General features: G+C 52.5%; 9 protein-coding genes. 4 read left to right on the top strand and 5 right to left on the bottom strand.

The window, feature by feature from the left end:
- Positions 1-109: 109 nt before the first annotated feature.
- Positions 110-1,000, bottom strand: a complete 891-nt coding sequence (locus tag M3200_RS07650; protein WP_022382944.1) for an AraC family transcriptional regulator — start codon at positions 998-1,000, stop codon at positions 110-112.
- A gap of 257 nt (positions 1,001-1,257) precedes the next feature.
- Between M3200_RS07650 and mnmE the strand changes: the two genes are divergently transcribed.
- From mnmE to rsmG, 3 genes are all read left to right on the top strand, one after another.
- Positions 1,258-2,637 carry a tRNA uridine-5-carboxymethylaminomethyl(34) synthesis GTPase MnmE gene (mnmE, locus tag M3200_RS07655; protein WP_022382945.1) on the top strand — a complete coding sequence of 460 codons (1,380 nt, stop codon included), beginning with the start codon at positions 1,258-1,260 and terminating at the stop codon, positions 2,635-2,637.
- Between the two features lie 611 nt (positions 2,638-3,248).
- Positions 3,249-5,120: a tRNA uridine-5-carboxymethylaminomethyl(34) synthesis enzyme MnmG gene (gene mnmG / locus M3200_RS07660; protein ID WP_022382946.1), complete on the top strand. Its 1,872-nt coding sequence runs from the start codon at positions 3,249-3,251 to the stop codon at positions 5,118-5,120.
- Between the two features lie 47 nt (positions 5,121-5,167).
- The gene (gene rsmG / locus M3200_RS07665; protein WP_022382947.1) at positions 5,168-5,878 is read left to right on the top strand and encodes a 16S rRNA (guanine(527)-N(7))-methyltransferase RsmG; all 711 of its coding nucleotides are present in this window, start codon (positions 5,168-5,170) and stop codon (positions 5,876-5,878) included.
- A gap of 327 nt (positions 5,879-6,205) precedes the next feature.
- Here rsmG and M3200_RS07670 read toward each other — a convergent pair whose 3' ends face one another.
- The 4 genes from M3200_RS07670 to tyrS form a co-directional block, all read right to left on the bottom strand.
- Entirely contained in the window at positions 6,206-6,832 is a 627-nt protein-coding gene (locus M3200_RS07670; RefSeq protein ID WP_022382948.1) for a hypothetical protein, read from the bottom strand.
- 51 nt (positions 6,833-6,883) lie between these two features.
- Positions 6,884-7,585: a tRNA threonylcarbamoyladenosine dehydratase gene (locus tag M3200_RS07675; protein ID WP_022382949.1), complete on the bottom strand. Its 702-nt coding sequence runs from the start codon at positions 7,583-7,585 to the stop codon at positions 6,884-6,886.
- Complete coding sequence (locus M3200_RS07680; RefSeq protein WP_022382950.1) at positions 7,585-7,956, bottom strand: VOC family protein; 372 nt, start codon at positions 7,954-7,956, stop codon at positions 7,585-7,587. The genes M3200_RS07675 and M3200_RS07680 overlap by 1 nt, the downstream gene beginning before the upstream one ends.
- A 668-nt stretch (positions 7,957-8,624) precedes the next feature.
- The gene (tyrS, locus tag M3200_RS07685) at positions 8,625-9,875 is read right to left on the bottom strand and encodes a tyrosine--tRNA ligase (protein ID WP_022382951.1); all 1,251 of its coding nucleotides are present in this window, start codon (positions 9,873-9,875) and stop codon (positions 8,625-8,627) included.
- A gap of 231 nt (positions 9,876-10,106) precedes the next feature.
- Here tyrS and M3200_RS07690 point away from each other — a divergent pair, with 231 nt between their 5' ends.
- Positions 10,107-12,410, top strand: coding sequence for a LuxR C-terminal-related transcriptional regulator (locus M3200_RS07690; protein ID WP_022382952.1), 2,304 nt, complete (start codon positions 10,107-10,109; stop codon positions 12,408-12,410).
- Positions 12,411-12,491: the final 81 nt, after the last annotated feature.

Consider the following 12,491-nt stretch of genomic DNA (forward strand, 5'->3'; position numbering starts at 1 on the left):
TTTTAAGTGTTCAACTTAATTATACAATCCGCCCAAATAAATTTTCAATAAAAAATCGCGAAACCCGAAGAAAAAAAGGGATTTCGCGACGATATTGCTAAAAATAGTCTTATATAGAGATTTTCTTTGTACTATTCCTAAATTCCGTAGGAGTCATGTGGAACGTCCGGCTGAAGAGCTTGGTGAAATAGCTCTGACTCGTGAAGCCGCAGTTGAAGGCGATGTCTGCCACGGAGGTGTCCGTGTACTGCAGAAGCGAGCGGCTGACCTCGAGACGGTAGTCGTTCACGAAGTCGATCGGCGAGCTTCCCATGTAAATCTTGAAAAGCGAGCAGCACTTGCTGCGGGACACCTTGCCGGCCGCGGAAATGTCCGCCAGCGTGATCTTTTCCTGGTAATGCTCGTAAATGAAATGGACCATGTCCTTCTGGACAGCACGGTCCGAGAAGGAAGGCTGCGGGAGCGCATTCAGCATCGGAGGGAATGAACGGTAGAGGTAGTAAAGAAGCATGTGGATGAGAGCCACCGTGCGGAAAGGCGCTGCCGGCTCCTTGCTGTCCTTGGAAGCCTGCAGTTCCCTCAAAAGGCGCTGCACCTTGGGTGCATCATCCGAGCCCGCAGGGATGTAGAAATACTCCCGGCTCGCATTCTGGAGGAGCGGGCGGACCAGCTTCTCCCGGATTTCCTCATTTGCCGTCAAAAGCGCAGGATTGGCCAGGATGCGCATGAATACTGTATCCTCCGGCTTCGGCAGGTTCCTGTGGATCGCTCCCGGAAGGACAATCAGCGTCGAACCCTTCTGCAGGGAAATAACGGATTCGTTCAGCTGGAAATCCAGCGTCCCGTCCAGGATCGTCAGACATTCCAGCTCGTCGTGCCAGTGAGTAATCGTTCTGTATGATTTCTGCTCGCCCTTCTTCTCCTTCTGCACATAGAAAGGCGAGGCTTTCGCACCCGGCATGGCAGGCGCGTCGGGCAGAATCGTGAATGGTTTATCCATGAAAGTCTCCTTATCCAAAAAAGCGATAGAGTACGATTGTTATAAAAATAAGTCTTGAAAAAATCTTTACAAACTTGAGTGCACATTATTATTATAACAAATATAGAAAGATTTGAAAATAAACATGAGAATTACCATCAATTCCATAAAACACCTATGGAAATTTCCACTGTATCTGTTACAATAAGATAATATATAATTTTTTCAATATTACAGACACATTGTACGGAAAATCCGCGTAAAGACAGGAGTTTTACATGCACGAAGAAACAACCATCGCAGCGATTGCGACAAGCCCGGGCGAAGGCGGCATCGGCATCATCCGCATCAGCGGCATCGACGCCTGCTGCATCGCCGATAAAATATTTCAGCCCAGGGGCGGGAAATTCGCCGAATCCACGCCATACCTCATGCGCTTCGGCCACGTCGTCAGAGGAGACAAAACCATCGTCGACGAAGGCCTTGCCGTATTCATGAAAGCGCCGCACTCCTACACAGGAGAAGACGTCGTCGAAATCCAGATCCACGGATCCATGGAAGCCCTCCGTCAGACACTCGCGCTCGTCCTTGAAAACGGCGCCGTCCCGGCAGCCAGAGGCGAATTCACGAAACGCGCCTTCCTGAACGGCCGCCTCGACCTCACACAGGCCGAAGCCGTCATGGACGTCATCGAAGCCAAAGGTGCCGCTGCGCTTTCCCAGGCAGAAAGCCACCTCTCCGGGAAACTCTCCAGCTTCGTCCACACCTGCCGCGACGAACTCACCGACCTCATCACGAAACTCGAAGTCACCATCGACTACCCGGAAGAAGACCTCGAAGACCTCACCAACGAACAGATGGAAGAAGGCCTCGTCACCATCCAGAAATCCCTCGCTGATCTCTTCCAGAGATCCGAAGAAGGACGCATTATCAAAGACGGCCTTAGGACAGCCATCGTAGGACGCCCGAACGCAGGGAAATCCAGCCTTCTGAACGCCCTTCTCCAGGAAGACCGAGCCATCGTCACCGACATCCCCGGCACCACAAGAGACACCATCGAAGAATCCATCAAAATCGGCGGCGTCCCCTTAGTCCTCATGGATACAGCCGGCCTTCGCGAGACAGACAACCGCGTCGAACAGATCGGCATCGAAAGAGCCAGAGCCTCCATGGAAAAAGCCGACTTCATCCTCGCCGTCATCGACGGATCCCAGCCGCTCACCCCGGATGACAGGAACCTCCTTTCCTCACTCAAAGGAAGAAACGCCATCGTCATCCTCAACAAATACGACCTTCCGCAGGAAACAGAAATCGAAGACGTCAGAGAACTTTCCGGAAACATCCCCTGCATCCGCCTCTCCGCCCAATACGGAAGCGGCATGGACGACCTCAAAGAAGAACTCAGAAAAATCACCGGTCACCAGGACGCAGACGCAGGAAGAGAACTCTTCCTTACCAACCTGCGCCACGTAGACCTCGTCAAGAAATCCCTGGCAAGCGTAGAAAGAGCCTTAGAATCCGTCAGAAACGGCATGCCCGCCGACTGCATCGTAGTCGACCTCACCGAAGCCTGGACCCAGATGGGCGCCATCACAGGCGACACCGTAGACGACGAACTCATCAACGGCATCTTCGAACGCTTCTGCGTAGGGAAATAAAAGAACAAAAACCAAAGCGCCAAGGTACGAACGGAAAAACAGAACTCGCTGCCCTCGTCATTCCAGAGTCCTGCACTGCTGCCGCAGCGCAGAAAAAAGCCATGGTACGCTTTAATATCTAAAAGCTCTTTCTTATTACACCTTCAAAACCGCGGCGGAGCGCGAAGGGGGAAACAAGCAAACTTTGCTGACGCAAGCGGAAAACATGCCAACCGAAAGGTGTTCATTGCGTTTTTTTTCGAGCGAAGCGAGGTTTAAGGGTGTTAACCTTGCTCTGAAGGAGAAGGTGGCGCCGGAGGCGTCGGATACAGCAGTTCCTCAAGGCGTCAGCCTTGGTTGTTCGGTTTTCACTCCGCTGCCGCAGCGCCGCTAACACTTGCCTTCCCAGACGGGGAAGGTGCCCGGAATGGTTTTCTAATCCTTCCAATCTTTTCCCATCCCTTTCAATCTTCCATCCAGAGGATGTCCCTTTGCATCCTCTTTTTATTTTTCTGCCCTATACTTTGAAATAGAGCTATTTTTCTTATATAATATGGTATTGTGAATAGAGCAGAATTTCTTCTTACGAAACACTCTGCCTTGCTTTTTTTGAATCAGAAAGAAGGATACCCATGTATCTGATAGATACGTATGACGTGATCGTGGTCGGCGCCGGCCATGCCGGATGCGAGGCGGCGCTTGCTGCTGCCCGGATGGGCATGAAGACGCTCCTTACCACGATTTCACTCGAGAACGTGGCCATGATGCCCTGCAACCCTGCCATCGGCGGACCGGGCAAGAGCCATCTTGTCAAGGAAATCGACGCACTGGGAGGAGAAATGGGCATCGCTGCCGATGCTACCGCCATCCAGATGCGCATGCTCAACCTTGGAAAAGGCCCGGCTGTCTATGCCCTGCGCGCCCAGTCCGACAAGAGCGAATACCACCGCTACATGAAGAAAGTCGTTGAAAACACAGATAATCTTGACCTCAAACAGATCCAGGTCATGGACATCATCGTCGAAGACGGCAAATGCGTCGGCATCACGACCGAACTCCATGAAGAATACCGCGCCAAGGCAGTCATCCTCTGCACAGGCACCTACCTCGACAGCGAAATCATCATCGGCGAGACCATGTACTCCGGCGGCCCGAACGGCATGAGACCCTCCGTCGGACTCTCCGAAAACCTCAAGAAGAGAGGCATCAAGATCCTCCGCTTCAAGACAGGCACACCGAGCCGCGTCGACATCAGAAGCCTTCACCTCGACCACATGCAGTTCGAAGAAGGCGACCCGCAGAACCATGCCTTCTCCTTCATGAACGAAAGAGAAGACAGGAACCAGAGAAACTGCTGGCTCACCTATACAAATGAAGAGACACACCAGATCATCCGCGACAACCTCATGCGCGCACCCAAGTACGCAGGCCTCATCCATGGCGTCGGCGCCCGCTACTGCCCGTCCATCGAAGACAAAGTAGTACGCTTTGCCGACAAGAAACGCCACCAGCTCTTCATCGAGCCGGAAGGCCTTGATACGAACGAAATGTACGTCCAGGGCATGTCCACATCCATGCCGATCGACGTCCAGTACGCCTTCCTGCGCACCATCCCGGGCCTCGAAGACGTCAAAGTCATGCGTCCGGCCTACGCCATCGAGTATGACCTCCTGGACCCGCTCCAGCTCTATCCGACCCTCGAACTCAAGAAACTCCCGGGCCTCTACTCCGCCGGCCAGGCCAACGGCACAAGCGGATACGAAGAAGCCGCGGCACAGGGCCTCATGGCAGGCATCAACGCAGCCCTCAAGATCCAGGGGAAAGATCCCTTCATTCTCGGCCGCCACGAAGCCTACACAGGCGCACTCATTGACGACCTCGTCACCAAAGGCACCAACGAACCGTACCGCATGATGACAAGCCGCAGCGAATACCGCCTCATCCTCCGTCAGGACAATGCAGACCTGCGCCTCACCGAAAAAGGCAGACAGATCGGCCTCGTCGACGACGCAAGATACGAACATTTCCTCAGAAGAAAGAAAAACTTCGAGGATGCCATGGAATACATCCGCACCGCGCGCTTCACACCGAAGCCGGAAATCAATGAAGCCCTCGAAAAAGCAGGCACAGCCCCGCTCACCACAGGCATCGGCGCCGACCAGATCCTGAAACGCCCGGAAATGACATACAGAAAAATGATTGAAATCCTGGGATGCCCCGAATTTGACCCTGAAGCCATAGAGGAAATGGAAATCACCGTCAAATACGAAGGCTACATCGCACGCCAGGAAGCAGCCGTCAGGAAAGCAGCCAAGATGGAAAGCGAGAAAATGCCCGCTGACATCGACTATCTCCACATGGATGGCATCTCCATCGAAGCACGCCAGAAACTCGACGAAGTCCGTCCGCTCTCACTCGGACAGGCCTCCCGCATCTCCGGCGTATCACCAGCTGACATGTCCGTCCTGATGGTTTATATTAAGAGAAGAAAAGCCGAAAAATAATTATAAGGGAAATGAGCCGCAAGGCTCCGGTTTGAAAGGGGAAACATATGACAATCGCAGAAATGATGCAGCTGCCCGTACTTGCGGGGCGAGAGGACGCCGCGCAGAAACTCTTCGCTTACAATGACCTCGTCATGGAAATGAGCGGAAAGATCAATTTGACGGGCATCAAGGACCCCGAGGAGAGTCTGATCAAGAACGTCTACGATTCACTGACCGTCTACGACGAAAAGTATTTTCCAGAAAACGCAAAACTCTTGGATCTTGGCACGGGCGCCGGCTTCCCCGGCGTACCCCTTGCCATCCTCCGGCCTGACATCCAGGCAGTCCTGGCAGATTCCATCCAGAAAAAACTCACCTTCGTCGAAAACGCATGCCAGAAACTAGGCATCAAAAACGTCAAGTGCCTTCACATCCGCGCCGAAGAAGGCGGAAGAAGAAGAAAAACCAGAGAATCCTTCGACATCGTCACAGCCAGAGCCGTGAAAATGCTCCCCGTCATCTCCGAATGGGCCCTCCCATTCGTCAAAGTCGGCGGCGTCTTCGCAGCCATGAAAGGCCCGGGCGCCTTAGATGAACTCAAGGAATCCGGCAAAATCCTCCGCGAACTCAACGCAGAAGTAGAAGAAGTCAAAAACCTCGAACTTCCCACAGGAGAAAAACGCTGTATCCTCTACATCAGGAAAACAGCCCCATGCCCCAAGACATACCCAAGAAAAATCGGCATCGCAGAAAAGAAACCGATACTGGGGGAATAATAGTAGTTACGAAAAAAGGACCCATCGAGGGTCCTTTTTTCGTTGTCAGGCTACGCTGACGACACCGGAAAGCCGCGGTAAAACCGCGTGAAACTACATCTCATCCACCGCAAGCGGTCCCCCTTCTCCTGCCGGAGCAAGGTCACCCGTCGAGAGTCCTTTTTTTGTTGTCAGACTACGCTGACGACACCTGAAAACCGCGGTAAAGGGTTGATTACCTCGAGCGAAGCGAGGTTGTCCGGTTTCGTCAGCATAGTCTGACAACGCAAAAAAGGCCTTCGACAGGCCTTTTTTCGTAATTCCATGTCTCTTTCAAATTCCCAAGTTTTACTTCAATTCCCTCTCAGTCCCCATGACCCTGACGAAGCCGCCGCCAAATTTCGTATTGGCGAGCCACTTCTCCAGGTTGAAGATGTACGGGACACCTTCGTCCCAGAGGGTGCAGAGGGTCTTGCCATCTCTTTCCTCGATCTTCACGAGGGGCATCCAGTGCCAGTGATAAGGAATCGGTTCTCCGCCGCTGTGGAGGTTCAGGAAACCTACGGGGCAGTCGGAAGCGAGGCCTTCTGCGATGAAGTTCTTCAGCTTTTCAAAGCTCGGAGCCAGCATGTGGATCGGAGGAATCGGCATCGCTTCAGGTGTACCCTTGAGTCCTCTTTCCTTCATGTATGCTTCCAGGCCTTCCTTGAGCCATCTTGTCTTGTACAGGCCGTGCATGCGGGGAGTTGCGTACTTCCAGATGTCGAGCATCTTGGACGTAGCGCCTTCCTTGGTCGTGACCGGCATCTGCCATTCCTTCATTTCCACGTAGGCCGCAATCATGGCGCCTACAGTCGGGCCGCAGCCTGCCAGTTTCTGACGCTTTTCAGGATACCACTCCTGATTGTAGCCGAGTACCTTTCGTCCGTCCGCGGTCACGGTGATCCATTCAAGATGACGGATTTCTATCATCATGTTTATCCCTTCCCGTTTCAAATAACACGGAGATCCCCGGCCCGCGCCGGATCAGCGGATCCCCGCCTCCTTGAGGAGGTTTCTTACGACATAGCCTGCCATCATCATGCCGGACACCGGAGGAACGAACGAGGTGGAACCCGGAGCGTGTCCTTCGCCGATCGGCTTATGCGGCAGTTCTTTCGAATATACGACTGTAAGGTGCCTCACGCGGCGGTCCTTCAGCTCTTTTCTCATCTTTCTAGCCAGATGGCAGACAGACGTTTTATTAATATCTGCGATCTGCAGCATTTCCGGACGCAGGCGGTTGCCCGTGCCCATCGAGGAAATTTCCGGAATCTTCATCTTCCAGCAGATTTCCGCAATAGCAAGCTTCGCCGGCACATCATCGATCGCGTCGATAATGTAATTCGCATGCAGATCCTTGATGAAATCCTCATCGCCCGGACGGAAAAAGACAGGCTTTGCCTCTGCGATGCAGTTCGGATTCACGCGGTGCGCTCTCTCCACCATCACCTCTGCCTTATTTCTTCCGATCGTCGTCCGGTCAGCGACCAGCTGGCGGTTCAGATTCGATTCGTCAACAACATCCTTGTCAATGAAAATCAGGTGGCCGATCCCGACTCTGACAAGCGCTTCAGCAGCATAAGATCCGACGCCGCCTATACCAAATACAGCGACAGTCTTCGTGGAAAGGAAATCTACCCCTTCCTCACCCATAATGCGGGCAGTACGTACAAATATGGGGTCCATTATTCTCCTCCCGGGATGATTTCAATCCAGTAACCATCCGGATCATTGATGAAATAAATGCCCATAGCCGGGTTTTCGAAACAAATGCATCCCATCTTCTTGTGCAGCTCATGCGCAGCATCCATATCATCGACATCGAAAGCCAGATGGAATTCATTGTCGCCCAGATTGTACGCTTCCTTCCTGTCGCGAAGCCAGGTCAGTTCCAGACGATGCTTCGTCTTGCCATCGCCCATGTAAGCCAGAATAAAGGAGCCGTCGGGAGCCTTGAACTCGTTGACTACCTTCAGCCCGAGCGCTTCCTCATAAAATGCGATACTCTTCTCCAAATCGAGTACGTTGAAATTGTTGTGGTTAAACTTAAATTTCATTCTTTCTCTCCTCATCAAAACAAAAAGGAAACGCCCCGCGTCTCCCCGGACACCTCAATTTTCCATGTCCGCTGTATTAAACAGTATACCACAAAGTGTCCATACTATATATAGAAAATTCCAAATACATATAAATTGAGATGGGAAATGAAACCGGACGACAAGGATGACGACAGAGGAAAGAAAAATCCATACGATCGAGTGCTGCTCCCACAGCACCGATAAAGTGCCAAGGTACGCTTTCCTATCAATAAGCTCTTTCTTATAAACACCGCACAACCGCGACGTAGCGCGAATTGGAAAACAGAATAAGGAAAACACCATACAACTCTGCCTGACGGCACACACGAAATGAACTTCATTCGTCGGCTCCGCCGCCACCTTCCTCTACGAGGCAAGGTCAAACACCCTTAAACGAGCCTTCGGCTGATGGAAAACCATAAAACCTCGCTATCGCACGAAGAACTTTTTTATAAAAACCAATGAATACTGCACCCCTTTCTCTGGCAACAGTTAAAAGATAGGCCAGACGCCTTCCCCGCTGGGGCAGGTCAAAACCTTCCGCTACGATGCGAGCGGCTATTATCACTGGTTATTTAAATGCCCCCACCGAAAAAAGCTGTGAAATCGTTTTGGATTTCACAGCTTTCCTTTTCCTATTTCTATTCTTATTCCTTCACTGCAATGGAGAAGTAGTTCTTCTTGCCTTTTTTGATGATGATGAACTTGCCATTGGTGTTCGGGTGAGCGGAGATTTCTGCTTCGGTGTCTTTGACCTGTTCGCCATTGACGCGGATGGCGCCGTTGGTGACGTCTTCTCTGGCCTGGCGTTTGGATTTTTCTACGCCGGCTTCGACGAGGGCTTCGACGATGTTGATCGGAGCTTTTGCGACTTCGCCGCCTTTTGTATTTCTGAAGGCGCCTTCGATTTCATCGCCGGTGAGTTCCTGGATGTTGCCGGAGAAGAGGGCCTGGGTGACTTTTTCTGCCTGAGCGAGGCCTTCGTCGCCGTGAACGAAGCGGGTGACTTCTTCAGCGAGTTTTCTCTGCGCATTTCTGTGTTCCGGATGTTCAGCGACTTCTTTTTCGAGGTCTTCGATTTCTTCCATGGAGAGGAAGGTGAAGTACTTCAGGTATTTCACGACATCGCGGTCGTCCTGGTTGAACCAGAACTGGTAGAATTCGTATGGGCTTGTCTTCTTCGGATCGAGCCATACGGCGCCGCCTGCTGTCTTACCGAATTTCGTGCCGTCAGCCTTGAGCATCAGCGGGATGGTGAGGCCGTAAGCATCGGAGACGCCTTCGGTCTTTCGGAGGAGTTCTACGCCGTTTGTGATGTTGCCCCACTGGTCAGCGCCGCCGATCTGCAGCTGTACATCGTAATTGTCATAGAGCATCTTGAAGTCGATGGACTGGAGGATCTGGTAAGAGAATTCCGTGAAGGAAATGCCCGTATCCAGTCTGGATGCGACGATATCCTTGGCCAGCATCGTGTTGATATTGAAAAGCTTGCCGTAATCGCGGAGGAAGTCCAGAAGGGAAATCTTGGACAGCCAGTCATAGTTGTTGACCATGCGGAAACCGTCTTCGCCGAAGAGATTCTTCATCTGTTCTTTCAGGCATTCTGCATTATGCTGGACCTGTTCCATAGACTGGAGCACACGCTCGGATTTTCTGCCAGAAGGATCACCAATCGATCCCGTGCCGCCGCCGATCAGGATGACCGGATGATGACCAGCGAGCTGGAAACGCTTCATAATCATGAAAGGAATCAGATGACCGATGTGCATGCTGTCACCGGTTGGATCGATGCCGCAATAGAGGGAAATCGACTTCTCCCCTACGAGCTTGTACAAGTCCTCTTCATCCGTCTGCTGGTTGACAGCGCCGCGCCACTTCAGTTCATCAATAATATTCATGTAGGTTCACCTCTCAAAAATGTATTGGTTCAGGGACTTCCTGAAAGTTATATTAAACAATATAACACAATTGGAAACCATGTTACACCCAGAACATAGTTTCCCTCGCCTGACATGCCGTACAAATGGGATTCTTTAGCTCTTTCCAATTTCCCTTGCCCGCTATATAATTACATTAAAATAGGGAGAGTATGGGAATTTCATCACAAATTGACAGATATGAGGTGCACTATGTCAGCCGATCATACAATAACAACCAAAAACCGGACAGAGGAAATCGCGGAAACCACGCAAAAGCTCCTTCACGACTACTTCGAAAGAAGCGGCTCCGCCTCCCTCATCAACAGGCTCGCACCGGACGTACTCTGGTTCAGCGAAGAAGAAAGCGGCGGAAAAGAGGAAGCCGCCCGCTACCTGACCGCCTGGAAGGAAGGCTTCTTCAATTCCTACGTCGAATCAGAATCCTACGAAGCCAAGAACCTCGGAGAAGGCTACTCCCTCTGCATTGCAAACCTCGCCCTCCTTGTACATCCCGGGAAGACATTCACCCTGCACCAGACAAGGAAACTCACCTTCATCTTCCGGCGCCTCAGAGACAAGAACACCGACGAAAGCACATGGGAAATCATCCACCTCGCCGTTGCTACACTTGCCCCCAAGACAGCACCGGGCAAGCTCCCTGAAATTTCATGCAGCCTCGACAACCTGCGCTACCTGAACCGCTTCACGACAGGCGACCTTTCCTTGGACGAAACAAGAAGCCTCTATGCCCTCCTTCAGGAAAAAGTCTTCCGCCACTTCACGCAGGAAAAGAAAGACATGCTGACCGCCCTCTCCCTCTTCGACGTATTCACATTGAGCCAGGCCAAATACATGTATCCCTCCGGCGACACCACCGCCATGATGCGCGAAGAAGAAGAATCAGGACTCTTCCTCTACCTCGTTAAAGGCACCACAGGAAGCTACCGCTTCTTCCCCGTCATGCGCCAGTTCCTCGCCGCAGAATTCTCCGCCCGCGACCCCAAGTGGCAGTCCCGCTGCTACCTCAAGGCCGCCCGCTGGCACTATGCCGCAGGAAACTACCTCGAAGCCATGCAGGCCGCTGACAAAGGCGACGACTACGATATGGCCCTCAACATCCTCGCCAGAGGCTCCGACTCCATCCTCTTCTCCGGCCGCCGCACCTGCAGAAGATCCCTCGTCAAACGCTGCCCGAGAAACGTCGTGAAACGCCACATCCACACCATCTGCCTCATGGTCTACGACCTCTACTACTCCGGAATGAAAGACGAATTCCGCACCCAGTACGCAAGACTCCGTGAAATCGACGCCGGCGTATCCGAAAGAGCCGCCGTCCATTTCCTCGGCACCATGACGAATTTCAACAACCTCGATCCTATGATCACAGGCGCTGAAGAAGCACTCGACACCATCCGGCGCTACAACCTGTGGAAAGAATTCAAGACACCGCACCTCGGCTTCTGCTGCCCGACGCTCCTCCTTCTTTACCATTCCACACCGGGCCAGCTCCTCACCGAAGTAGAGAAACTCGCCGAACTCCAGTCCACCCTCGAAAGAATCGGACGCCACGAATACGGCAGCGCATGGAGCCACCTCTTCCACGCTGAATACTACCTCCTCACAGGAGACTGGGAAAAAGGCCTCGGAGAACTCTCCGCCCTCGAAGCAAGCCCGGGATACGCGAACCCATCCGTCAAGATCCGATCCGCCTACCTCAGAGGCTGGCTCGCCTTCGTAACAGGAAGAGCCTCCTCCATCAGGGAAATCGAGACAGAAATGCACGGCTACCTCGCATCCACCGCCGAATACCAGACACTCATAGCAAGCCTCAGCGAATGCGGCTTCCACCTCATGTTCGGCACCGATTCCAACATCAAGAGAGAATACAAAAGAATCCTCGATCCCCAGCGCTTCTACTTCCCGTCCCACACCTACATAGAAATCATGAAAGACAGGATCCTCCTCCGTGACGGAAAAGACACCGACCTCCTCGCAGAAGCCGAAACCCACGAAACTCATGCCCGTCAGAGGAAATCCGTCATCGGCATGATCTTCGCCCTCCTGAACCAGGCAGCCGCCTACAAGAGACTCGGCGAAGAAGAAAACAGCCTCCAGGCACTCGAAGAAGCCCTGACCCTCGCCGGCCCCGACCACCTCATCCTCCCCTTCATCCTCTTCTCCGATGAACTCAAGGACCTCTGGAAAAAAGTCAGAGCCCCGAGACACAGCGCCTCCATCGTAGAAACCATGTCCCAATACACCCGCCCTACCAGCCCCGAGATCCCCTCCCTCGAAGAAATGAGAAGAGACCAGATCAAGAAACTGACCGGGAGAGAAATGGAAATCATCCACCTCGCAGTACAGGGACTCAAAAATAAAGAAATCGCCGAAGAACAAAAAGTGGCAGAAATAACCATCAAAAAAGCCATGTCCACCATCTACAGGAAACTAAACATCTCCGGCCGCCCCGAACTCCTCACCATCTTCGGGGAAGAAAAACACGAGGAAGAATAAAAAAATACAGGAACGCTGAACCCCCATCCGCAATGCGGATGGGGGTTTTGTGGTGGGAGTTTTAAAACCACACAACCGAGC

The sequence above is a fragment of the Dialister sp. CAG:357 genome (genome assembly GCF_000435155.1).
In the GTDB taxonomy this organism is placed as follows: Bacteria; Bacillota; Negativicutes; order Veillonellales; family Dialisteraceae; genus Dialister; species Dialister hominis.

Coding starts and splice junctions, on each gene's coding strand:
- M3200_RS07690 (WP_022382952.1), top strand. CDS start 10,107: ATGTCAGCCGATCATACAATAACAACCAAAAACCGGACAGAGGAAATC.
- M3200_RS07650 (WP_022382944.1), bottom strand. CDS start 1,000: ATGGATAAACCATTCACGATTCTGCCCGACGCGCCTGCCATGCCGGGT.
- rsmG (WP_022382947.1), top strand. CDS start 5,168: ATGACAATCGCAGAAATGATGCAGCTGCCCGTACTTGCGGGGCGAGAG.
- M3200_RS07675 (WP_022382949.1), bottom strand. CDS start 7,585: ATGGACCCCATATTTGTACGTACTGCCCGCATTATGGGTGAGGAAGGG.
- mnmG (WP_022382946.1), top strand. CDS start 3,249: ATGTATCTGATAGATACGTATGACGTGATCGTGGTCGGCGCCGGCCAT.
- M3200_RS07680 (WP_022382950.1), bottom strand. CDS start 7,956: ATGAAATTTAAGTTTAACCACAACAATTTCAACGTACTCGATTTGGAG.
- mnmE (WP_022382945.1), top strand. CDS start 1,258: ATGCACGAAGAAACAACCATCGCAGCGATTGCGACAAGCCCGGGCGAA.
- M3200_RS07670 (WP_022382948.1), bottom strand. CDS start 6,832: ATGATGATAGAAATCCGTCATCTTGAATGGATCACCGTGACCGCGGAC.
- tyrS (WP_022382951.1), bottom strand. CDS start 9,875: ATGAATATTATTGATGAACTGAAGTGGCGCGGCGCTGTCAACCAGCAG.